The sequence below is a fragment of the Arcanobacterium haemolyticum DSM 20595 genome, from assembly GCF_000092365.1.
Classification (GTDB): domain Bacteria; phylum Actinomycetota; class Actinomycetes; order Actinomycetales; family Actinomycetaceae; genus Arcanobacterium; species Arcanobacterium haemolyticum.
In genome coordinates, this window is record NC_014218.1 from 1 (window position 1) to 24,721 (window position 24,721).

Sequence of the window (24,721 nt, forward strand, 5' to 3'; positions counted from 1 at the left end):
ATTACACAGATGTAATATCCACAGCTGCGATTAAATCTGTGGATAACTTCGGTATTTATGCGCGGAGTCTTTTATCATGGAAGACAGAACCGCATTCAACGCACAAGGGGAAAACATGTCAGACGGATCTTTTGCTCAGGACGCCTGGGCGGCCGCAATTGAACTTTCGCGAGCCGAAGGCCGTCTTTCTGACTCACAAACAGCCTTTGTTCGCCTTGCAAAGCCACTTGCCATCGTTGACGATCGTTTTATGATCGTGGTTGCTACCGAATTTACGCGGAATCTGCTAAATACCAGCGTTGTTCAGGCATTGACGGATAAGCTTTCGGCGATTATCGGCCGCAAACTTACCCTCGATATTTCAGTAGATTCGTCACTTTCAGAAGTAGCTGTCAATCCACCGCCGGCAGCAAAAATTCCTGCTCCTGTTGCTACTCCCTCAACTCCGATCACGACAATTCCACAACCAACACCAGTGCGGCCACTTCGCTCCGTATCTCAACCAGAAAACGTTGATATGCCAACATTTTCTACGCCTGCTACGCCGTCGTCGGAACCTACCTCTATCTTCCCTAAACCGGACTACGTGACGGAACCAACAGCGCCAACCCCGCGTCGAAACGATCATCGTTCGCAGGGAACCCGCGAATCTGCGCGACTCAACCCGCGCTACACCTTCGAAACGTTCGTGATCGGTGAATCGAACCGTTTTGCGCACGCAACCGCGCTGGCCGTCTCAGAGCAACCAGGCTCCACCTACAACCCACTTTTCCTCTATTCGGAATCCGGAATGGGCAAAACCCACCTCTTGCACGCGATCGGAAACTCAGTGCAGGAAATGTTCCCCAACCGAAAAGTACTCTACGTTTCGGCCGAAGAATTCACGAATGCCTTTATTAACGCCCTGGCAAATGGCCAAATGCACAACTTCAAAGATCAGTTCCGAACCGTAGATGTGCTGCTGATCGATGATATTCAATTCCTTTCCGGGCGCGATCGTTCCCGCACACTGGAAGAGTTCTTCCACACGTTCAACGCACTTATTAATGCAAACAAGCAGATCGTGATTACGTCTGACGTGGCGCCGAACCTGCTTGTGGACTTCGAAGACCGCATGATTTCCCGCTTCAATTCGGGCATTACCGCAGCAATCGATCTGCCAAACCTCGAAACGCGTATCGCTATCTTGAATAGGAAGGCTGTGGCCGAAGGGTTGGATGTGCCGCGTGACGTGGTGGAATTTATTGCGTCGAAGATGACCACGAACGTGCGAGAAATGGAAGGCGCCCTGCGCCGCGTGCGGGCGTTTGCGGATCTAACCAAGCAGAGTATTTCACTAGAACTCGCGGAATCACAGTTGAAGGATATGATTTCGGATCCGACGTCGATCCAGGTCACGGCCGGAATGATCGTGGCGCAAGTGTCCAGCTATTTCAACGTTCCTCTGGCTGATCTGAAATCGCCAACACGTACCCGATCGCTCACGCAGCCACGCCATGTGGCCATGTATTTGTGCCGCGAACTCACAGATCTTTCTTTGCCGAAGATTGCGGAAGAATTCAACCGCCGTGATCACACCACTGTGATGAACGCGGTACGGAAGGTTGAAGCACTCATGACGGAAAAGCAAACGATCTTCACTCAAGTCTCTGAACTGACCACAATCATCAGAAATGCGGCGAAAGATCACGCTCAAATCGCCTCTGAATGACATAAAAATCGTGTTGTGTGAAAACTTGTGATTTAACCTGTGGATAACTGTGGATAAATTCTGTGGATCTGTGGATAAAAACTACTTGTTTTTGTCTCATCCACAGAACTACATGTTTTTCTCGCACGGAACCCCACTAAAAATCCACTGACGATTTTCTTGTCATTACGCGAAAAGAATCACTTATCCACAGTTTCCACAGAGCCTATTACTACTACTACCTAGATAGTTACATGTAATTCGGGCCGCCACCGACTGCGAATAACTTGAATCTTTCCACGAATATGTCATTTGCATTCCGGAGTCTGCGGGTAATCGCGTACAGTGTTAGATAGTAAAAATGAGGAAAGTAGGTTGCGGTGAAAATTATCGTTGAACATGACGTCTTCACAGAAGCCGTCACATGGGTTGCCCGAACCATTCCGAACCGTCCAGCAATCCCTGTGCTGGCTGGTTTGAAAATTCAGGCCTCACAAAATGGGATCGTTTCCCTTGGTTCACGCGATTCTGATATTTCATCTCATGTTGATATTGAGGCGGACGTTCTTAACGCAGGTGATGTGCTTGTTAATGGCCGTCTTCTTGCAGATATTTGCCGCGCACTCCCGCGCAAGCCTATTGAACTCACCCTTGATGGAACCAAACTTGACATCGAATGCGGTTCGTCCCACTTTTCCATGAAAACCATGGCAAGCGAAGATTACACTGACGGCACCGATATGCCTCCAGTAATCGGCACCGTTGATGGTTCCGCATGGTTAGAAGCAATCAGCCAAGTCACTATCGCTGCGTCGAATGATGATACGCTGCCACTTTTAGTTTCCGTGTGCTTGGAAATCAACGGCGATTCGATCGCTCTTATGGCTACCGATCGTTACCGCCTCGCGGTTCGCGATCTGGAATGGACTCCTACTGACACCACGATTTCCAAGCGAATCTTGGTTCGTGCATCCCGTCTCCTCGATATCGCCAAGGCACTCGGATCCGCAGGCCCAATCGAAATTTCTTTGTCTGATTCGCTCATCGGCTTTGCAGCCGGCGGCAAGCAGAACACAGTTCAGTTGATCGACGGCGAATATCCGCAGGTCCTCTCCCTTTTCCCTGCCGAAAGTGCAGGCTACATGGTGATGAACCGTGCCGATATGCTCGATGCGATCAAGCGTTCCCGCTTGGTGGTGGAGAAGAACGCGGCCGTTCGCCTTTCCTTCACCGAAGGCGAAGTGACGATCGAAGCGGGCCAAGGCGATCAGGCTCAGGCGTCCGAAGCATTGCCGGCTGACGTGGTTGGCGAAGACGTGAAGATGGCCTTCAACCCGATCTTCCTCCAGGAAGGTTTTTCGGCGATGAACTGCGAAAAGGTCCGCCTTTCCGTGACTCATCCAACCAAGCCTGCAGTGATGACTGCCGAAAAGGACGGCGAATCTGTTGAAGATTTCCGCCTACTCCTCATGCCAGTTCGAACATTCGGTAACAACTAAGCGCCGTGTACATCTCTGACCTCGCGTTGAACGATTTTCGTTCGTACCGCGATGTTGTTGTCTCCTTTTCGCCCGGGATCACCACGTTTGTTGGGGAAAATGGGCAGGGGAAGACTAACCTTGTTGAGGCAATCGGTTATCTGGCAACGTTTTCTTCGCACCGCGTGAACGCGGATGCGGCTCTGGTACGCCAGGGTGCGAACGCTGCGGTGGTGCGCGCGAAGGTGATGCATGGCGATTCGCCTACGATGGTTGAGTTGGAAATTCTTTCTGGCAGGGCGAATCGTGCGCGGATTAACCGTGGGAATGCCCAGCCCTCTGACGTTCTGGGTATTGTTCGCACGGTGGTGTTTGCGCCGGAAGATCTGGAGCTGATTAAGGGTGATCCGGGTGTTCGGCGCCGTTTTTTGGATGACGTGATGGTTCAGCTTCGCCCGCGAATGGCCCAGGTCAAGGCCGATTATGAGAAGGTTGCTCGGCAGCGCGCGGCGTTGTTGAAAACTATCTGGAAGGCTCGGCGCCGCGGTGGGCCTGTGGACGAAACGATGTTGGACATTTTCGATTCGCAGTTGGCCGCGTTGGGTGCGCGGATTATCGGCCAGCGCGCGCGGATTGTGAGCGCGTTGCGCCCGTATGTTGAGGCGTATTATCGCGAAGTTTCGGGCGGGAAGGGCGTTGCGCGGATTGATTATGCCGCGAATATTGACGCGCGTTCTGGCTGGGATTTTCCTGCTATCACTGACATTTCGGCCGATTCTTCGGGCGCGTTGGCGGCTGAGATCGCGCAGCACGAGCGCGAGTTGCAGGACGAATCGGCCACCGCTGCCCGTTTGCAGGCTACGTTGCGCGAGTGGCGCGAGCAAGAAATTGAACGCGGGGTTAATTTGGTGGGCCCGCATCGCGATGATTTTGTGACTTTTTTGGGCACGCTTCCCGCGAAAGGCTACGCGTCGCACGGCGAATCGTGGTCATACGCGCTGTCGTTACGCCTGGCGTCATGGCGCGTGTTGCGTGACGACGATTCGGGGAATTGGACCGACGACGGCGAACCTATCTTGATTTTGGACGATGTGTTCGCGGAACTTGATGCGCGCAGGCGCCAACGATTGGCTGCCATCGTGCGCGAAGGCAGCCAAGTGTTCGTGACTGCCGCGGTGGGTGACGATTTGCCGGATGAACTTGACGGTGCCACATTCTATGTTCACGGCGGGACTGTGACTCGAGGTGAGCAGCCGTGAGCCGTATTGAGGTAGCCAAACGTGAAGCGGCGCACAAACACGGTGACGTTCTGCCACTCCAAATACTCGAACGGGTCCGTAGAATGGCGGCAGATCAAGGATTTGTGCGTCGTCGTTCCGTTTCACGTGAAACGTTGGCAGCCACGAAACCGACGCCAATCGGCGATGCTCCGCTGGTCCCCAGCCCGGGGCAAGAGGTGGGGTCAGGCGCACGCCCGTCCTATCGCGATCCGAAACCCGTGTTCGAACTGATGAAAAAAGCGATCGAAGAACGCGGCTGGAAATCTCAACTGGACGTGGCCTCCGTAGCTGCTCGCTGGCCCGAAATCGTGGGCGAATCCGTGGCTGCGAACTGCGCCGTTGTTGAATTTACCCCCGATGGAACCCTCACACTCAAAGCGCGAACCGTGGCGTGGGAAACCCAAATGCGGTCGCTTCTCCACCACTTGGATGCGCGCCTGGCGCAAGAATTAGGCGAAGGTGTTGTCAAAGAAATCGTGCTCAATGGGCCATATGTGCCGTCATGGAAGCACGGCAAGCTCTCTGTTCCTGGGCGCGGCCCGCGCGATACCTACAGTTAAGAGCATCATCTCTATGTTTAGTGCCAAAAACACGCTATAATTATGTGAGATGTCTTGAGGTAGGTCCCTACCAATTTAGGGTCAAAATCAAGCAGAACCGATTTTACGCACGTCCTATGATGTAGCACACACTCCGTGTGCTCGTTCTGGGTGTGCCCACCAGAACGAGGGGAAGTCTACGCGTGTCAGATGAACAAAAGACAGCCGAAGATACCGAACAGCGCGCAGGTACAGTAGCTCAAGGTACCGAATACAACGCGTCAAACATTACGGTTCTCGAAGGTCTTGAAGCTGTTCGTAAGCGTCCAGGTATGTACATCGGTTCCACAGGAGAACGCGGTTTACACCACTTGGTGTACGAAGTCGTGGATAACTCCGTTGATGAAGCCCTGGCAGGATACGCCTCAGAAATCACCGTAACGCTACTCGATAACGGCGGCGTGAAAGTTGAAGATGACGGCCGCGGTATCCCTGTTGATATTCACCCAACCGAAGGCGTTGCCGCAGTTCAGGTTGTTATGACCGTCCTTCACGCCGGCGGCAAGTTCGGCAACGGATCCTACGCGGTTTCAGGCGGTCTGCACGGCGTGGGTATCTCCGTTGTGAACGCACTGTCCACCCGCATGGATACCGAAGTTCGCCGCGATGGCTACGTCTGGCGCATTTCCTACGAAAACGGCGTGCCAGTTGCCCCACTCGAACAGGGCGAACCCACCGATAAAACCGGCACCACCCAAACGTTCTGGCCAAACGCTGACATCTTCGAAACAGTCGAATTCGATTTTGACACCCTGCGTCAGCGCTTCCACCAGATGGCATTCTTGAACAAGAGCCTCAAAATTACGTTGATTGACGAACGCGAAACCGCCGTCGTCGAAGGTGATGAAGTAACCGGCGAAGATGACGCAACCGAAACCAAGCACACCCAGGTCACCTACCAATATGATAACGGGCTCCACGATTACGTCACCCACCTGATCAAAACCAAGAAATCGGAACCCGTCCACGAACACCCAATCTACTTCGAAGCCGAAGATAAAGAACGCGTGATCTCCGTAGAAGTTGCCATGCAATGGACTAACGCCTACTCCGAATCACTCCACACCTTCGCAAACACCATCAACACAACCGAAGGTGGAACCCACGAAGAAGGCTTCCGTACCGCACTCACGTCCATTATCAATAAATACGCTCGTGACAAGGCGATTTTGAAAGAAAAAGACGCCAACCTTACCGGTGATGACATCCGTGAAGGCCTCACCGCGGTTATCTCCGTCAAACTCGGCGAACCCCAATTCGAAGGCCAAACCAAAACAAAACTGGGCAACACCGAAGCGCGCACCTTCGTGCAGCAAACCACCTACGCCCAACTCACCGACTGGCTGGATATGCACCCGTCAGAAGGCAAAGAAATCATCCGCAAGGCAATGCAAGCCCAAACCGCGCGTCTCGCAGCCCGCAAAGCCCGCGAAGCAACCCGCCGCAAGTCCGTTCTGGAATCGGCCGCAATGCCAGGCAAACTCAAGGATTGTACCTCCCGCAAGCCAGAAGAATGCGAAATCTTTATCGTTGAGGGTGATTCCGCAGGCGGCTCCGCAGTGAACGGCCGCGATCCAAACCACCAGGCCATCATGCCAATCCGCGGCAAGATCCTGAACGTGGAAAAGGCTCGCCTAGATCGCGCACTCTCCTCGGATTCCATCCAAAGCCTCATCACCGCATTCGGCACAGGCGTTGGCGAAGAATTCGATATCGACAAGCTGCGCTACCACAAGATCGTGTTCATGGCCGATGCAGATGTGGACGGCCAGCACATCGCCACCCTCCTGCTTACGCTCGTGTACCGCTACATGCGCCCGCTGATCGAACACGGCTACATTTACCTCGCAATGCCGCCGCTCTATCGGTTGAAGTGGACCAACGCAGAACACGAATATGTGTTCTCCGATAAGGAACGCGATATCAAACTGGAAGAAGGCCTGGCAGCCGGAAAGCGCCTGCCGAAGGCCGAAGGCCAGGGCATCCAGCGTTACAAGGGTCTTGGTGAAATGAACGATCACGAATTGTGGGACACCACAATGAACCCAGAAACTCGTACGCTCAAGCGCGTGAGCATCGGTGAAGCCGCAGCCACGGATGAATCCTTCTCCGTGCTCATGGGTGAAGATGTGGCCTCCCGCCGATCCTTCATTCAGCGTAATGCACACGACGTCCGTTTCCTCGATATCTAAAGCTGAAGGCTGGTTTTAAGACTCATGGCAGAAGAAATGATCCAATACAACCACGGCCTAATTAAGGACGTCGATCTTCAGCGCGAAATGGAAACATCGTACCTGGATTACGCGATGTCCGTTATCGTTGGCCGCGCACTCCCAGACGTTCGTGACGGCATGAAGCCAGTTCACCGCCGCGTGATCTACGCGATGTGGGATGGCGGCTACCGGCCAGATTCGTCGTTCTCTAAGTCTGTGAAGATTGTTGGTGACGTGATGGGTAACTTCCACCCTCACGGTGATGCCGCAATTTATGACACGATGGTTCGCCTAGTGCAACCATGGAACATGCGCTACCCGCTGGTGGCCGGCCAGGGTAACTTCGGTACGGCAGGCGATTTGGGCGCCGCTGCCCCGCGTTACACGGAAGCCCGCATGGCCCAGTTGGCCGTGGAAATGGTGCGCGATATCAACGAAGAAACCGTTGATTTCGTGCCAAACTTCGATGGTTCCGTGCAAGAACCAACCGTTCTCACGGCCCGCTTCCCGAACCTGCTGGTGAACGGCTCCGAAGGTATCGCGGTTGGTATGGCCACCCGCATTCCGCCGCACAACCTGCGCGAAGTTGCCGCCGGCGTTCAGTGGTTCCTCGATAACCCTGAAGCCACGCGTGAAGAACTTTTGGATGCGCTCCTCGAGCGCGTCAAGGGACCAGATTTCCCAACGGGCGCAACGATTTTGGGTACCAAGGGTATCGAATCGATGTACCGCACGGGCAACGGCTCCATCACTCAGCGCGCGATCGTTGAAGTTGATGAAATCAACGGCCGCCAGTGCCTGGTTGTTACAGATTTGCCGTTCCAGGTGAACCCGGATCGTTTGCTAGACAAGATGGTTGAAGGCATCAAGGATGGCCGCCTGCCGGGCATCGCGGATATCCGCGATGAATCGTCAGGCCGCGCCGGCCAGCGCATCGTGATCGTTCTAAAGAAGGACGCGGTTGCCAAGGTTGTCCTGAACAACCTCTACAAGCACACCCAGATGCAGAACAACTTCCCGGCCAACATGTTGGCGCTGGTGGACGGCGTGCCGCGTACGCTCTCCCTGGATGGCTTCGTACGCCACTGGGTGAACCACCAGATCGAGGTCATCCGCCGCCGTACCGAGTTCCGCCTGCGCAAGGTTCTTGAGCGTTTGATGATTTTGGAGGGCTTAGTTAAGGCTCTTGACGCCCTGGATGAAGTTATCGCCTTGATCCGCCGCTCCCCTACCGTGGACGAAGCACGCGAAGGCTTGATGAAGCTTCTGGACATCAACGAAATCCAGGCCGATCACATTTTGGCGATGCAGCTGCGCCGTTTGGCCGCCTTGGAGCGCCAGAAGATTCTGGATGAGCGCGATGAAAAGCTTGCGTTGCGTGACGACTACCAGGATATTTTGGCCAAGCCGGAGCGCCAGCGCACAATCGTTTCGGACGAGGTGGGCGATATTGTGGCCAAGTTTGGTGACGATCGCCGTACCAAGATTCTTCCATTCGACGGCGAAGTGTCCGATGAAGACCTGATCCCTGAAGACGACGTGGTTGTGACCATCACCCGTTCGGGCTTCGTGAAGCGCACCAAGGTGAGTGAATACCGTGCGCAGCACCGTGGCGGCAAGGGCATCAAGGGCACCACGTTGCGTGATGACGACATCGTTGAACACTTCGAAGTCACCTCCACCCACGATTGGCAGTTGTTCTTCACGAACATGGGCCGCGTCTACCGCATCAAGGGGTACGAACTCCCTGAAGGCGCACGTGACGCCAAGGGCCAACACATCGCGAATTTGCTCGCGTTCCAGCCTGATGAGCGGATCGCATCCATGGTGTCGATCCGTAGCTACGACCAGGCCGATTACCTTGTGCTCGCCACCGAAGACGGCCTTGTAAAGAAGACTCGCCTTGCCGATTACGATTCGGCGCGCACGGGCGGTTTGATCGCGGTGAAGCTGCGCGAACGTGAAGACGGCACGATGGATCGCCTGGTGTCGGCTCGTTTGCTCGACGACGGCGCCGACGTTCTCCTCGTTTCTCGCGGCGGCCAATCGTTGCGTTTCACTGCCGACGATGCCACCTTGCGCCCAATGGGCCGTGCAACCTCCGGCGTGACGGGCATGAAGTTCCGTGGAGACGATCGCCTGCTGGCCATGGACGTTGTTGACGAAGGCGCAGAAGTCTTTGTTGTGACCGAAGGCGGCTACGCCAAGCGAACCGACATCGAACAGTACCGTGTGCAAGGCCGTGCCGGCCTAGGTATCAAGGTTGCCAACGTGGTTGAAGCCCGCGGCGATCTTGTGGGCGCACTCATCACCCACCCGGGCGACGAAGTCATGGTAATCATGGAATCCGGCAAAGTCGTTCGATCCGCTGTGGACGAAGTCTCCCTGACCGGCCGTAACACCCAAGGCGTCAAGTTTGCTACCCCAGACAAGGGCGACAAGATCATTTCCATCGCCCTCAACCTAGAAAAGCAAGAAGACGACGAAGAGGTGACCACCGACGTCGTCGAACCAACAACTGAACCTGTTTCGGAACAAGACGCTGAAACCACCACCGACGTAGAATAAACGTAGCTGTGGACCATTCGTAAATGGAGACTGAGATGACAACCCCAACCGAAACGATCGCAACCCCCACCATGGTGGATACAATGGCAGTGCAGGACACCCATGAAGTTGGTATTCGGCGCGTAAAGATGACCATCTCCCGAGTGGATCCGTGGTCGGCGCTGAAGCTGTCCTTCCTCATGTCCGTGGCCATAGGCATCATGATCGTGATCGCAACCGCCGTGCTGTGGTTCGTGCTCGATTCCATGTACGTGTGGTCGCAGATCGACGGCCTGTTAAAAACGTTAAATTCGGAAGCATTGCTGCAACTGGGCCAGTTCATGGAGTTCGGGCGCGTGCTCTCCTTCTCCGTAGTGGTGGCCGTTGTGGAAATCATCCTCATGACTGCGTTTGGTGCGCTCATGGCGTTGATCTACAACCTTGTGGCGATGCTCGTTGGCGGCCTGCACGTAACGGTGACCGACGAATAATCGGTGGCTGTTGCGCGGCCGCACGGCTAAGCGGCGGCCGTTGCAAGGCGGGTTTTCGTACGGCGATCCATTCGGAAATCGTGTGAAAATCGTGTAAAAATGTGACGTGCATTATGTCAGGGCTTTGTGGTTTGATTCTTGGTTCGAAAGTGAGTTAATCTAATTCGGCACCAAGGAATTGAAAAACTCCTTGAGAATGCACTCCGGGCCTATAGCTCAGTCGGTTAGAGCGCTACACTGATAATGTAGAGGTCGATGGTTCGAGTCCATCTAGGCCCACGCTAGCGCAGAAGGAGGAGAGATGAAGAAATTCGTTCTTTTCAGTCTCGTGCTAGTTGGAGGATACGCATTCTTCCTGAGAGCATCGGAAACGATGCAACGTCAGGCGATGTGGCAATCTGTCACAGATCCTGTAGAATAGAATCGAACTTCGGTTCAAAAGGGGCTATGGCGCAGCTGGTAGCGCATCTGCTTTGCAAGCAGAGGGTCAGGGGTTCGAGTCCCCTTAGCTCCACAGTGAAAAACCGCTCCGGTCGTAAGGCCGGGGTGGTTTTTTGGTTGGGCTAGGGCGGTTTTCAGTTGGGCTTCAGGGTAGCTGGGGCTTGAAGTTTGAGTGAAGCCTGGCTGAGCGGGCTCAACTCCCCTCCCATTGCTCCTCCCTATTGGTTTCCCTTCATTGCGCTGGTTAGTTCCTTCCATTGTCCTGGTTGGTTCCTCCCACAGTCCCCTGGTTGAGTCCTCCCACGGCCCTGGTTGGTTCCTCCATTGCGCTGGTCGGTTCCGCCTATGGCCCTCATCGTGCTTCCCTGCCGTGTGCATGGTCCCAAAAAAGCGGCTGGCTCAACAGCAGTGCCGTATATGGCATTGCTGTATTGCTGGGCGCCGAAATAGCCCCATGTGCCGCGGCATGCCTCTTCTATTAGCTGTGCGGTAGCCGCTCATTCGGAAACTAACAATATAGCTGAATGCCAAACTGGTAATTCAGACTTGGAAACTTGGAGTTAAAGTTGGAAAATTTTCCAACTTTAACTCCAAGTTTCCAAGTTTCGCTCCAACTTTGCACAAGTCTTCTATTTATCGCGGAATGTAATACTGTGTACCACGATTCCCCTGTCCGCCGCGCATTTCCACAAGTTTTTGCTCCAATAGAGGCCCAAGAGCATACCTAACTTGATTTTCTGTTAATTCTGTGCGGAAAAGTATGTCCTTCAACGTCAGAGAATCGCTACTGAACAGGAGGTTATAAACAATGGGAACGTTCTTTCCTAGCTTAGAGAGGTCGTTAGGAACTCGGGTTACCTCCCTGTCTGGCTGCGCTTCTCGTTTTTCTTTGGGTGAGAAAGCGAAATTATAGAGTGCCAATCCCTCATCTGTTTCAACAATGATGTCGCGTTCGATGAGCTGATTAACCGCAGACCGTAAGGCTTTTTCAGAAAGATAGTGGTACTCCCTGCATAGATATGAGAATGAGATTCTGGCGCCCTCACGTAGAGCAATAAGGAGGTCTTCTTGCATTGCATTAAGCGTAATTTCGTGGCTATCTAACCATTCTTTATCTTCTTCGTTAAAGCGTTCTCCACGTGGGAAGATAACTTTAAACTGTGTACCAGTATCGATAAATTTAGGCGGGTGAAGGCGTGCTTCATGTACTGCGGCTAAGACTTCGCGTATGCCCCCGCCTTCGCCTTCGATAACACGCTGTCCATCATCAGTGTGCAGATTCTTAGCGATTTCGTAAAGCCGTTGATTTACGGCAGCTTTTGTTAATTCGCTGCTTTCAAGTTGAGCAACAGAAATTCCTTGTAACCCGCCAGGGTTTTGAATAATGAGTGCTTTATCGCTGACTCGTATGTCAACTCTTTTCCCTACATCGAGCGTTGGTCCCAGGTCTCTGTGGACAAAAGCATTCGCTACGACTTCGCGGATAGCAGATGGTGGAAACTCGGGGCGGTCAACCATATGCCCATTCGGCTTATAGGCCGTTACTGTGTTTGTATTTTGTTGAATCCATAGCATCGCCTCATTGATGAGCTCTGGCAAAGGACCTTCTAGATCTTTAAGGTTCTGGTTGCGCTTTAGGGAATCGGTGCGGGCTAAACGTACTGCTACTGTGGCGCCAAGAGCTGGTTCAGTGGTTTGGGGAAAGTAGCCAAGAGCATACAGGCCACCGAGCCTAAGATTGCCGTCGGAGTCGGTGATATTGAGGATCTGGAGAAGCCGTGCATCGTCGTCGATTTTACTAAGTCTTGTACTGTTTCTTCGAACGTTGCGCAAGTACGTGTCTAACAAGGTGGAATCAAGTTCTGCGATGCTGGTGCCGGGGAGGACTCGGCGGTCGAAATTCTCACGTTCTGAGGAGTGCAGAGCGGAGATTTGGAGCATCCGAAAATCGTTGGAATTCATTGCGTAATCGCCGTCAGCTTGCCGAAGATATGCTGTTCCGCGATAACGGGCAGGTTTTTCCGATGGTTGTAAGGAATGAACCGTAACGGCTACTACGTCTTTTCCATACGCTTTAATATGTGTGAATGAGACTTGCGGAGCTGGGTCCACCGCGTTTCTACATAAGGAAGTAACACTTTTTTCTAGTTGGGCTGGATCTGGGACTCCTGTAACGCGGAAACCTGAGCGTTCATCCACGCCTAGAAGGATTGTTCCGCCTTCAGGCATGTTGGCGAATGCGCATAGTGTTTCGCCAAGGTTTTTTGGGGTGCCTTCTTTGGCTCGTTTGCACTCGATAAGGGTGGTGTCATCGCCGAAAAGTCGGAGCTGTTTGAGGGTTTTGTGAAGTAGATTTTCGTCCCATTCCATAGTGTTATTATAGAAATTCCAAGTTTAAATTCCAACTTTAATTCCAAGTTTCCAAGTTTCGCTCCAACGTTGTTGCAACTTTCTCGCTCGACTGTCCGACTCTCTGGCTCGCCGGCTCTCCCCTATCATTGCTGTATGTAGGGGAGTTAGTTGAGGAGAATTGACGACGACCTTGCTCATCTCGTCTTGTGTAAACGTGACTGCTCCCCTGAAAGAGATTCTTTCAGGGGAGCAGGTTGTGTGTTAGTTATTGTTAGTTGTTGCGGCGGCGGATGGCTGTGGTTCCTCCGATGATGCAGAGGGCTGCCAGGGCAGTGATGATGCCCAGGGACAGGCCAGTCTTGGCCAGACCTTTAGATTCAGCCTTGGTGTCTGCCGTGATCTTGGTGTCTACCTTGTCCTGTGGAACATCCTTCACCTGCGGGCTAGGATCCTCGCCTGGCGGAACTGGTGTTGGATCAACAGGTTTAGGTCCAGGTTGTGGATTTTCTTTCGGATCCTTCTTAGCTTCCTCAAGTTGCTTCTTTGCCTTCTCAAGTTCAGTCTTGGCCGTATTGATTTGATTTTCTAGATTTTGTCTCTGTTTATTAAGTGTGTCAATCTTAGTTTTGAGAGCTTCCTTGCCATCGATAGCCTTTTCATATTCTTTTTGAAGTTTAGCTAGCTCGTCATTGATCTTAGTGAGACTTTCTTTAGCTTTCTGGGCAGCGTCTTCAGCTTCCTTCTTCTTGGTAAGAGCTACTTCCTTATCCTTAGTAGCTTGATCGAGCTTCTTTTCAAGTTCAGCCTTGTCAGCTTCGAGCTTTTCGATCTTCTTAAGATCTTCATTGCCGGTCTTTGGTTTCTCTCCTGCGGCAGTTAACGTAATGATTTGTTCTTTTTCTGCTCCCAAACCGCTTAGTTTAGCGTCTCCGTCCCACGAGCGTTGTGGAGTAATAATTATTGTTGCATCGTTAAAACCAAGAGCATGTCCGCTGTAACGGTTGATGAGACGGAATTTTCCGTTGCGCTCGCCACTGGTTTTATCTGTTGTTGGAACAATAAACCATTGCTGTCCAACATCTTCTTTCTTCGCATCCAAAAGTGTAGGCTTTGTAGTCCATGCACGTCCTGCATCCGATGAAGAATCGACACCTAACGCTTTACCGTCCTTATTCAGAATCATGTAAGAACCATCGTCAAGATACTTGAAGGTCCATGCTTCTGTATTGGTGGTCTGATCCTTAAGAGTGTTTCCTTGGCTGTTGGTAATCGTGTAAGAAATGTCAGACTCTACTGGCTTGTATGGATTTTCTGCATCGACTGTAAGATTAAGAAGTGAAGTGTTCCACTCAGCCCCATTAATCAATCTATTGCCAGAATACAGAGGCTTAGCACATCCAAAAGAGCAGTATCCTCGGAAATCTTTCCCTACAATTGCACTATTGGTCTTATTGGCAGTATCTAAGAACCAACGATACCAAGAGGCGCTCTTGTATTTTTCTCCAGTATCGCCAATTTTGATCCACTTTTGGGTTGCTAAGTTGTCTGTAGCATAAAACTCTTGCGATGCATTACCGCTTTGATCGGGATTTTGTGGCTGTCCAATGTATAAACCTAAGTACGCATTGTAGGAAATATCCATAACAAACAATGGAGATGTTTTTGGTATCTGATCCGTTTGGAATTGGTTTTGTACGTATCCTTGTGTCTTAGGATTATATTCTTTATCAATAGGGGTATATCCGTTTGGATTCTCTTCTGTTACCGGAAGGATATTTGATTCTTTACCTTTGATTCCTGGTTCGCTCCATTGGCCGTTGTACCATTTCTGCCAAGAACCTTTTGCCATCTTTTCAGAAATTGGTGCGCGTGCTACATGCTCATGGAATGCTACCCAAGCTGCGTAAGGTGGCTTATTTAAAATTCGAGAACCGTAGAAAACATAGAAATAACCCGATGCGTAATCAACATAAAGACGTGGGTCTCCATCACCATAATGATAAGTCTGATGGGGGAATTCCGTTGTGTCATTTCGTTCTGTACTATAAGGAGAAGTGATTACATGGTCTTCAATAGTCCAAGATTTTCCTTGATCTTTTGAGACCGCATAATCAATTCCATCGTAATGATAACCATCTCCAAAAGGGCTTGGTGTAAATTCATTATGAACTAATCCGTACCAGTCACCAGTATCTGGATCAACCCACACATTAATAAGATCGCAATAATTCTTCTCAGAGTGGCTTGCATTTGGATCGTTATGGTTTGGTGAGTATGTTGATTCTTTACCAGTCACACTATTGTTACAGATAACCGTAGTATTAGCATTTGTACCACTATTATTTAATTCTCCATCGTAGAACATGTGATCCATATTTTGGCCTTTATAGAATTGCCAATGACGCGGATCGTTTTTCTTATATAACGCTGCTGCATGAACGTAGTGGAAAGATCCATCTTTGTCTAGATAAGGCCATGCGGGAGTGTCTGAAGGAGTCTTCCAGGTTTTACGATCTACGGAAGTTACATCAATTCCTGCTTTGAATATATTGTTTGGAATAACTTTTTCCACCGGAGGACGAGGTTCTTCCTTTGGCTTTGGCTGTTTTCCGGTAACAATGGATACATTAAATTCGGCAAGACTCGAATCTGTAAATTCCATTCCGCGATGGTCAATCTCATTACCGGATGAAGTCCAGGACTTTAGGAATGAGATTCGTACACAATGTGCAGTAGTTTGTTCAAAATCTACATGAATTGTTGTTCTATCCTCATTGTAAGAAATTCCTTTCTCCTCCAAACGCTTATCCCATTTTGCGTTCAATGTTGTATTTTTAACAGAACATTTTGGATCGGAAGATGTGTATACATTGATAACACGAGCGTGACCTGAAAGATTATCCTGGCGAGGAGTTAATGAAATACGTCCAACATTTGTAGTATTTTTACCTAGGTCGTAAATAAGTTCATGTGGTGCGGGTGCTCCAGCTTTCCAATCTGAATGCCAGAATGTTTCATTATTACCATCCAGAGTAGAATCAATAGTTCCAGGATTCTCATACGTAGCTTCCGATGAAACATACACAGCTTTAATGGTGCTCTGATTTATTGCTTCATAAGTAAGTTCGTATTCTTCATCGGCTGCTACTGCGGGAAGCGATAAACCGGCTAGAGCTAAAGCAACAACGCTTGCCCCTCCGATTATTCTACGACTTTTCATTATTCTCCTTAAAACGCGTGTTTCTTCTCCCTACAACAGTTTTCAACTTCGACGCTGACGCTGAAAATGCGTTGCAGAGATGTAATGAAGACTCCTTTATCTTCATGTAAGGCCATCTATGGAGGTAGATGTTCCCTATGTATTAGAGTACGACATTTCGTAGGATATGTTTTAAATATTTACAAAAATATTCCGCTTTCTTATTAGCGGACGTAATAATATTTTTATTTAGAATAACTTTTCTGCAATTGTGGAATATTTCTTTGCGTTAATTGTAGTAATACTCGGAGTTTTGAGTTTAGAAGTAGTTGAACGGTTAAGTTGTGGGTGAATGTTGATTATAGACTTGTTGAGATGTACATCAATAGCTTGCCGCGTATCCCCTGTCCTCAATCTGGGAGGAAGCTGCCATAGGAATTCCGAATGGTTGGCATAAAACTTCTTAAACCCCTGCAAAACCACCAAACCTCACTTCACTATTGTGTGGGGTTCCGCATATCATAGCACAGTAATTGTCTTTCGTTTTTTTAAGGTCAGATTCTTTACTCGTTATGGTTATTGGTATTCAGATTGTGTTGCTTGCTGCTGTGGTGGCGTTGTCGTTGTGGGTTTTTGGCCGGTCGCTTGGATCGGCGTTGAGGGGCCTTGCGGTAGGTGTGGTTGCGAATGCGGTCACGTTTTACGGGATGGTATTTTTCCTTGGGAATGTGGGTATTTATGGGGCTATGCCTTCGTGGACTGTTCTGTTAAGTTACGTCGTTTCCGTTGCGATGCTGAGTGCTTTGCTTTTGGGTGCGTTGGCTTTTGCGTATAAACGGCGCGGTTTGGAGAAGAGGGGAGAAAGGAAGATTCTGGGGATGATTCTTTTCTCTGTTGGGGGCGCGCTTGTTGGTTTTCTGACGGGCCTGCTGTTTTTTATTCCGAAGTGGTTTAACGAAACGCTGGGTGATATTCCAGCAGATCACTTCGTTTTCCTTTTGACCCAGGGTAACGGTTCGTCTACGGTACAGCAGGATCTTGAGGTTCTTAACAAGATGGTTGTGCCGGTTATTTTCTTGACGCTTCTTGGCGCGCTGATTGGTTTTATTCGTTCTGACGTCGTATTTTTCTCTAGGAAGGACGACGACGAAGTGTTCCGCTTCCGTTATCTTCGCGGGACGTCGATGCTGGTAATGGTTGCTCTCATGGTGGGTGCAGTGCCTTATGCGTTTGCAAAAGTTCCGTTAGCAGGCGTGTTGCGTCAGTCTTATGTCCATTCTGACTATATTGAAGGTAATTTCGTTTTTGCTAATGATAAGAACGTTCGTTTGCCTGAAAAGAAGAGGAATTTGATCCATATTTATATGGAGTCGATAGAGAATTCGTATTATTCGTCTGATTTAGGTGGGTATTCGCGTGATAATCTGATGCCTGAACTGGCGGCGTTGTCAGATACGGGGGTGTCTTTCTCGGATAATACGAAGCATGGCGGCCCTCAGCAAACGTATGCATCGGGCCATTCTGTGGCTGCAATGGTGAATATGTGGGCTGGCACGCCAATGCTGTCATCTGGGGCTGGAGACGGATCTCAGATGTCGTTCCCTGATTTCCCTACGATTGGCGATATTCTCCATAAGCATGGCTACGCTACCACGTATATGGTTGGTTCTGATTCTTCATGGGGTGGTACGGGAGAGTACTATCGGCGTCACGGAAAATTCAAGGTTGAAGATACGCCATATTTCAAGAAACAAGGCTACATTCCAGATGATTATCATGTGTGGTGGGGTGTAGAAGATGACAAGCTTTATGAGTATGCCAAAAAGTCACTGACACAGCTTGGAGAAGGAAAAGATCCTTTCTACTTCATCTTGGAAAATGCAGATACGCACTTCCCACGTGGCTATGTTTCGAAGAATATGACGGATGCTCCTTTTGCTCAGCAATATGCCAATGTTATCCACTATTCACAACGCGAAGTGGTCAAACTTGTGGAGTGGATTAAGGCACAATCGTGGAGTGATAACACCACGATTGTTATTACTGGCGATCACCTGTCAATGGATGGCGAATTTTTTGAAGGATGGGATCCGGCGTACAACCGCACGATTGTGAATATGATTCTGAACCCAGTTCCAGGGCTAGATACCTCCGATAAGATCACGAAGAACCGCCAGTATGCTCCGTTCGATTTCTTCCCAACGATTCTCTCCTCGATTGGTGCTCAGGTCAATGGCGGCCAACTGGGTTTGGGAACGGATCTTTTCTCTGGAAAACCAACGCTGCTTGAACGCCGAGGAAAAGATCTGATCGATCAAGAGTTCTCAAAGAAATCTACATTCTACGATTCTCACCGAGAAACGAAGGCGAAAACGTCAGGGCCACAATAGGTCAACGCTGTAAACCAGAGGGGTTTGGGTGGCACGCGCCACCCAAACCCCTCACGGTCAACAGTGTAGGAGAGTCAGTAATTCAGCCCGAATTCCCCGCTAACTTCCCGAACGATCTCCCGCATCCGGCTCATCTTTTCTTCCAGATCACGCACAAGCGCCATCTGGTTACGCGCCCGAACTAGGTTGTGTTCTGGGTAGGCGATACCAAAATAGTTATCGCCATCAAGGTAGTCGGTGAGGAACCGCAACCCGCATTCGAGAGTCATCAACCGCACCGAATCGGGAAGTAATTCTAGCTCCCGCGGGGTGATCGAATCACGCAAAGCCCGAATAAATCCACGGCAGTACGCTTCGAAGAGTTCCAGGCTGAAGCCAACCAAGGCCACATCCTGTTCATCTTCAGCAGCCACGGCGCCGCCCGTGCGTAACGCATCCCCGAAATCGTAGAGCAACGAACCTGGCATCACAGTATCCAGATCGATGATCGCCCGAGCCGTGCCCGTATCCGCATCGATCAAAATATTGTTGATCTTCGTATCATTGTGAGTCACGCGAACAGGAATGGAACCATCGGCCAAACAGTCAGTCACAACCGATGCCTCTGCCCTACGCTCCTCAAAGAATCCGATTTCTTCAGAAACGCCAGCCACCCGGCCAATCCGATCGGCGTCCACAGCCGCATCAAACAAGACGTACCGGTTTGGCGTGTGATGGAACAGTGGAATCGTTTCGGCCAGCAGCGACGCATCGAACCCTGCCAGCTGGTTTTGGAATTCCCCGAATGCTTCCGCGGTGCTCTCTAGCGTTTCGGCGGAATCCACCAGGCTGTAAGACACCGTGTTGTTAATAAACACGTACATCCGGTAGCAGCCGTGCGCTTCATCCTCATAGTAGAGTCCCCCATCGAGCGTTGGAATGAGCTCCAGCGTTTCGTGGCCGGCATCGGTTAGATACCCGGTCACCAGATCGATGTTCCGGATAAGCGCAGTTACGTCCCGGAAAACCGTGGTGTTGATCTGCTGCAGAACGTAGTCCCGAGCCGTGGTTGTTACGCGAAAAGTCCGGTTGATGTGCCCATCGCCCCACGGTACGATTGTGGTTATTTTCCCTGCAATCAGGAACTTTTCGGCTATCGACGTGGCGTCCATCAGTATTCGATCCATTCGATTCCAGAACCAGGCAAGGTGAGTTCTCTGGTTGCGTTATCGAGCGTCACGGTTGTGGTTTGCTCGATTTCCGTATTATTCACGACGGCGATCAGGCGCTTTTCTGGGTAGTGTGCCACTTCGCAATCTGGGTTGGACGAGCTCCAGATGCTGTACTCATCTTCCTTGCCGGCGGCGAAGAAGAGCGCACGCTCAAGGAGACGAGCGTGAGTAGCAGAGTATGGTAAGCCAGAAAGGTAGACACCACGGCCGGAACCATAGTTGTTGGTAGCCAACTGGACTTCGCCATCACGATCAGATAGAACAGTGACCGATTCATTGATCGGGAACGTATTAATGATCGGATCTCCGAAATCGAGTGAATCAAGATCAATATCCTGGTTCATGAAGTGTTCGCCAGTGGTCTGCGGCCAATATTTATCCACGTTCAGACTACGGTAGACTTCCTTATCAATACCCATCACGTCTGCAAGCTGGAAGTAACGGCCACCGTGTGTCACAGCGGTAGGCTCACCAACACCCACAAAGCCCTTACCGGAACGGACCCAGGAACGCAGGTAAGACACGAGTTCAGAGTTAGTCCAGATGTCACCACCAGAATAGGCACTGCCTGCCGGGCCAGCGTTGATCACCACGTCAATAGACGGATCTATTCCGTACGCTAAAACGTCGTCGAAACTCAAGAACGTCACGTTTACACGCATACCCGAAAGCGATTCAAGCAAACCGTAGTAGGAACGGTTGTACTTGTTTGGAAGCGCGTGCGCAACCGTGAATTCCTGCCACGAACGGCGCTTACCCCACGCATCCACAAACGCAACATTCAAATGGGTAGCCGACTTCTTGCCGCCGCTCCGATCATAAATATCGCGGAACTCATCGGCAATCTTCGCAACCGCGTCCACAAACGTTGGGAACTTCGCAGCCAACGAAAGGTAGCCGCCGTAACCCATACGCTGCAACGGCGAACGTAAAATCGCGCGGCGAGCCTTACGCCAATTATCCCACGCCTCAATTGACGGATCGGCGCCCTCAAAGAACGAATCCGGGAAGAAATACGGCAAGAAACGGCCCTCATGGTAACGAACGCCCGGAATATCAGCGATCATACGGGTAGTTGAACCATCGCCAACCGAACCCACAATCGCATCCATACCCAACGTGCCAAAGTTTTCACTGTACGGCTCAGTGCCAATCCACTGATCACCCAAGAACATCATGGCTTCCTTGCCCGCGTCATGAACCAAATCCACCATCGTTCGCATCGTTTCCTGAACGAAACGCGACGTGAAATCAAGCCAATCGCGCTGGCGCTGCGATGGGTAAACAAACGACGAACCGAACGAACCCGCATCCACAAAATCTTCTGGACGCAAACGGTAGCCGTATTCGGCCTCAAACTCAGCCAACGCGCCCGGAGAAACCGTGACCTGGAAACCAGTCCAATCCACAATCTTCTCCTTACGTTCATTGTTGAAAATCAACGTGAACTGGTAGAAGAAGGTGGTAAAACGAACCACGTCAACATGTGGATTATCAGCCAACCACGTGCGCAACGTGGTGAACATGAAATCGCGAACCTCAGGATCACGCGGATCGAACGCGATCTCGTGCTCCTTATCGCCCCAATCGTTCGTGATGTGGTTATACATCTGCACCGGATCCCAAATCACGTACGCCAAGAACGTCACAGTGTATTCGTGCATCGGCTTCGCGCAATGAATGTGGACAACATCAGATTGTGCATCCAACTCCCACTCAGACGCATCCACAACATCGCCCGTGGTGCGATCAATAACTTCCCAAAACTCCGCCGGAGAAGCATCCCGATTCACCTGGAGCTGTTCCGCAAAATATGTGTCCATCAACGGAACATCAAGCGTGATATCTTCAGCAAGCGTACGCTCCGATAGCAAAAAGACCATCGGCACCGTGTGCATACGCTCTTCCATAAAATCGTTGTGGCCACGAGTAGGGAAATAAGCAGAGTAGATGCGCTTCCCCATGGATAAAACATCGTCATCAAGATGGGTGCCATCAGAATTACGGATAGCATCCGCACCCCACTTTTCCGCTAGAGCGCGGGAAACTTCAGCGAAATTCGATTCGCTTGGCAACGTAAAACGGCCTGTTGACATGGGTTCCTCCAAAAAGTTAGCAAGAAATGAACGCCTCAACATAAAGATGGAAAATCCGTTGCTGAGAGGATGCATCCTTGAATCTCCTCAACTGCAAAAATGGTAGCACAGGTAGCTGGGCTGGGAATATGTCTGAGAGAAATTGGGTTTACATTATTTTTATTTAAAGAAAGGTATATGATTTAGGGGAACTATCGCAGGCGTCACATAAAAAGGCGCTATTCGCAACCTCTAAGAATCTTCGATCGGACAAGAAATATGGATGCAGAACGCAAGACGTCTACAGTGAGCGAACGGTTAATCCATCCTGCATATCAACTCATTAAAACAGGCGCGGCCATCCAACGGTCAGATCTTGTGCGTGAACTAAGCATCTCCCCTTCCACCGCCTCAAATCTGGTGCGTACGCTAGTAGAACGTGGGCTTGTGCGTGAAGCCGAACTACGGCGGGCCACCGGCGGGCGGCCAGCCCGCAAGCTGGAGCCTGTAGACGAAGCTGACGTGGTGGCCGTAGCTGAAATCGGCACCCGCCACATCCGCTACTGGATCGTCAATTCCCTCGAATCGATCGATGAAGCCCGCGAAATCAGTTTTGAACGCCTCGATTCACCACGTGACACCATGGAAACAATGCTTGGGCTCTGGAATGATCTGCGCGATGAACTCTTCCCCGGCGCCAAAATCGTTGCCTACGGCATTTCCGTGAGCGCCCCCGTAGATTCCACCACGCAACGCATCATCATGCCTGCACGTATGGTTGGATGGCACGACGTCGATTTGCGGGCAATTGTGCACGAACTCACCGGGTGCCCTGCCTGGATTGAAAACGATGCCCGCGCGGCTGCCCTGGGCGAAATTCGCTCCCAAGAAGGAACCGGCACCTTTATATACATTAAAGCCGGTTCAGGTATCGGTGGTGCTCTAGTTATCAACGGTGAAGTGTTCGCTGGCGGCGGAGGTATGGCTGGAGACGTTGGGCACGCCCGCGTCACAACCGGATCGGATGTGACGTGCCCGTGCGGACGCGTCGGCTGCTTGGAAGCCGAGGCGTCCGGTGGCGCAATCCTGCGGCAGGCGCGGGAAGTGGGCCTAGAGCTGGCATCCATGAGCGATCTGGTTCAAGCAACGATCGTGCAAACTCCAGACATCATGACCATCATTCGGCGCTCTGGTGAACTTGTTGGCAACGCGCTCAGCCCGCTTGTGAACTTCGTAAATCCAGATGAGGTGTTGGTGGGCGGATCGCTGTCCAGTATGAACACGTTCATGAGTTCTCTGCGTGCTGCCTTGTTCTCCCGCGCCAGTTCAACGGCCACAGCCAAACTGGTGATCGAACCGGCACGGCTTGGCCAAAATTCGCCGCTCATGGGCGCGGCCCGCGGAGCATACCGCGTGCTTTCTCACGAACGCGGAACGTCTACATCAGAGTGAGGAAGCTTGTGATGGTGAGGATGTTGAAGAAATCGATGAACATCCCGCCAACTACAGGCAGAACGAAGAACGCGGTGGGGGCAGGGCCGTACTTGCGCGCGATCGCTTCCATGTTTGCCATGCCGTTTGGCGTGGCGCCCATAGAGAATCCGACGTGGCCGGCAACCAGTACGGCGGCGTCGTACGTTGCGCCCATCGCATGGAACGTGACGTAACGCGTGTAGAGCGCGGTAAGAAGCATCTGCGCAAGCAGGAGAACGCCTAGCGCGATCGCCAATGAACCAAGTTCCCACAGTTTCACAGACATGAGTGCCATGGAAAGGAAGATGCTGAGCGTAACCGTGCCGAGCATGTCGATTTCCTGGTGTGGCACGAGTTCTTTGGCGCCGCTTTCTTCGCCACCTTCGCGCTTGAATCGGTTATCTGAGTACCAGCGTGCGAAGATTCCGCAGATCATCGGACCAATGTAGGCAGGGAATTGTGCCATTGAGGTCCAGTTGCCCACCAGTAAGTTCAGGCCGTCAGTCACATAACTTCCAACGAACATGGCTACGAGCAGGGACATGAAGCCGGTGAGCACACGTTCCGCGTCAAGTGCGTGGATTTTTTCGTGGAGGAACGAATCGTCGAAAGGCGCGTTATCGTGAAGATCGATGAGGTTACGACGACGTAGCAGGCGAGTTGTAATCGGCCCACCCATCAACGAACCGGCAACCAAACCAAAAGTAGCTGCAGTGTAGGCGATCGATTCGGCGCCTTCGAAGCCGGCCGCTTGAACCAGAGGAGCAATACCCGCTGATGTTCCGTGGCCTCCGCTCATCGCGGTTGACCCAACCATCAAAGCCAGCGGACCCGGCAAATCAAGAATCGGAGCCAATCCCAAAACGATCAGGTTTTGGGCAATAACTAGACCCAGCGCAACCAACAAGAACGTGGCAACTTTCGGGCCCGCTTGACGCAAAACTATCGGGCTCGCGCCAAATCCGATCGACGTGAAGAAGAGAATCATGAAGAAATTCTGCAACGTGGTATCGAACTGAAAAGATACCGTTTCAGTAAGGTAAAAGATCAAATTAACGATGGCAAACGTGAAGCCGCCAATCACTGGTGCAGGGATGGCGAAGCGTTCGAAAAATGAGATGCGGTTCCGGAGGGAACGGCCGAAGAACAGCAAGAGAACGGCGAAACCTATTGTTTGAATCATCGAAAATTCAATCGTCATAAATACCTCTTTCACATCGGGTAGGTACCAGAAAAACCGATACTTCTCTTTGCAAACTATCACAAAACCATCCCATCCCAC

Annotated in this window: 15 protein-coding genes and 2 tRNA genes; 12 read left to right on the plus strand and 5 right to left on the minus strand. The window is 51.2% G+C overall.

The features are described 5' to 3' along the window. The first annotated feature begins 115 nt into the window (after positions 1-115). The 10 genes from dnaA (at position 116) to ARCH_RS00050 (ending at position 10,812) form a co-directional block, all read left to right on the plus strand. Positions 116-1,711: a chromosomal replication initiator protein DnaA gene (gene dnaA / locus ARCH_RS00010; protein ID WP_041640490.1), complete on the plus strand. Its 1,596-nt coding sequence runs from the start codon at positions 116-118 to the stop codon at positions 1,709-1,711. Between the two features lie 359 nt (positions 1,712-2,070). Continuing rightward, entirely contained in the window at positions 2,071-3,189 is a 1,119-nt protein-coding gene (dnaN, locus tag ARCH_RS00015) for a DNA polymerase III subunit beta (protein ID WP_013169268.1), read from the plus strand. Between the two features lie 5 nt (positions 3,190-3,194). Further along, positions 3,195-4,427, plus strand: coding sequence for a DNA replication/repair protein RecF (gene recF, locus ARCH_RS00020; RefSeq protein ID WP_013169269.1), 1,233 nt, complete (start codon positions 3,195-3,197; stop codon positions 4,425-4,427). Further along, positions 4,424-5,008 (plus strand): DUF721 domain-containing protein, encoded by a 585-nt coding sequence (locus ARCH_RS00025; RefSeq protein WP_013169270.1) that lies wholly within the window; start codon positions 4,424-4,426, stop codon positions 5,006-5,008. Before recF ends, ARCH_RS00025 begins: the two co-directional genes overlap by 4 nt. 182 nt (positions 5,009-5,190) lie before the next feature. Next, entirely contained in the window at positions 5,191-7,239 is a 2,049-nt protein-coding gene (gene gyrB, locus ARCH_RS00030) for a DNA topoisomerase (ATP-hydrolyzing) subunit B (RefSeq protein WP_013169271.1), read from the plus strand. 24 nt (positions 7,240-7,263) lie between these two features. Then, positions 7,264-9,828 carry a DNA gyrase subunit A gene (gyrA, locus tag ARCH_RS00035; RefSeq protein WP_013169272.1) on the plus strand — a complete coding sequence of 855 codons (2,565 nt, stop codon included), beginning with the start codon at positions 7,264-7,266 and terminating at the stop codon, positions 9,826-9,828. 35 nt (positions 9,829-9,863) lie between these two features. Next, positions 9,864-10,298, plus strand: coding sequence for a DUF3566 domain-containing protein (locus tag ARCH_RS00040; RefSeq protein WP_013169273.1), 435 nt, complete (start codon positions 9,864-9,866; stop codon positions 10,296-10,298). A 205-nt stretch (positions 10,299-10,503) separates the two neighbouring features. After that, positions 10,504-10,577: transfer RNA gene (locus ARCH_RS00045), tRNA-Ile, on the plus strand. Between the two features lie 22 nt (positions 10,578-10,599). After that, positions 10,600-10,719 (plus strand): DLW-39 family protein, encoded by a 120-nt coding sequence (locus tag ARCH_RS10410; protein ID WP_013169274.1) that lies wholly within the window; start codon positions 10,600-10,602, stop codon positions 10,717-10,719. A 20-nt stretch (positions 10,720-10,739) separates the two neighbouring features. Next, positions 10,740-10,812 (plus strand) — tRNA-Ala (locus tag ARCH_RS00050). Between the two features lie 560 nt (positions 10,813-11,372). Here the strand turns inward: ARCH_RS00050 and ARCH_RS00055 are convergent. Both ARCH_RS00055 and ARCH_RS09155 read right to left on the minus strand, forming a co-directional pair. After that, a complete protein-coding gene (locus tag ARCH_RS00055) occupies positions 11,373-13,109 on the minus strand; it encodes an RNA-binding domain-containing protein (protein ID WP_013169275.1) in 1,737 nt (578 codons plus the stop codon). A gap of 253 nt (positions 13,110-13,362) precedes the next feature. Continuing rightward, positions 13,363-16,311: a discoidin domain-containing protein gene (locus tag ARCH_RS09155; protein WP_013169276.1), complete on the minus strand. Its 2,949-nt coding sequence runs from the start codon at positions 16,309-16,311 to the stop codon at positions 13,363-13,365. A 551-nt stretch (positions 16,312-16,862) separates the two neighbouring features. Between ARCH_RS09155 and ARCH_RS00065 the strand changes: the two genes are divergently transcribed. Continuing rightward, a complete protein-coding gene (locus ARCH_RS00065) occupies positions 16,863-18,680 on the plus strand; it encodes an LTA synthase family protein (protein WP_013169277.1) in 1,818 nt (605 codons plus the stop codon). Between the two features lie 74 nt (positions 18,681-18,754). Here the strand turns inward: ARCH_RS00065 and ARCH_RS00070 are convergent, their stop codons facing one another. Both ARCH_RS00070 and gnpA read right to left on the minus strand, forming a co-directional pair. Further along, the gene (locus ARCH_RS00070) at positions 18,755-19,846 is read right to left on the minus strand and encodes a phosphotransferase enzyme family protein (protein WP_041640240.1); all 1,092 of its coding nucleotides are present in this window, start codon (positions 19,844-19,846) and stop codon (positions 18,755-18,757) included. Then, positions 19,831-21,987 (minus strand): 1,3-beta-galactosyl-N-acetylhexosamine phosphorylase, encoded by a 2,157-nt coding sequence (gnpA, locus tag ARCH_RS00075; RefSeq protein WP_041640242.1) that lies wholly within the window; start codon positions 21,985-21,987, stop codon positions 19,831-19,833. The genes ARCH_RS00070 and gnpA overlap by 16 nt, the downstream gene beginning before the upstream one ends. Positions 21,988-22,245: 258 nt before the next feature. On the opposite strand from gnpA, the gene ARCH_RS00080 reads away from it, so the two are divergent. Next, complete coding sequence (locus ARCH_RS00080) at positions 22,246-23,418, plus strand: ROK family transcriptional regulator (RefSeq protein ID WP_013169280.1); 1,173 nt, start codon at positions 22,246-22,248, stop codon at positions 23,416-23,418. Here ARCH_RS00080 and ARCH_RS00085 read toward each other — a convergent pair. Continuing rightward, a complete protein-coding gene (locus ARCH_RS00085) occupies positions 23,405-24,640 on the minus strand; it encodes a sodium/glutamate symporter (RefSeq protein ID WP_041640244.1) in 1,236 nt (411 codons plus the stop codon). The genes ARCH_RS00080 and ARCH_RS00085 overlap by 14 nt on opposite strands. Between the last annotated feature and the right edge of the window lie 81 nt (positions 24,641-24,721).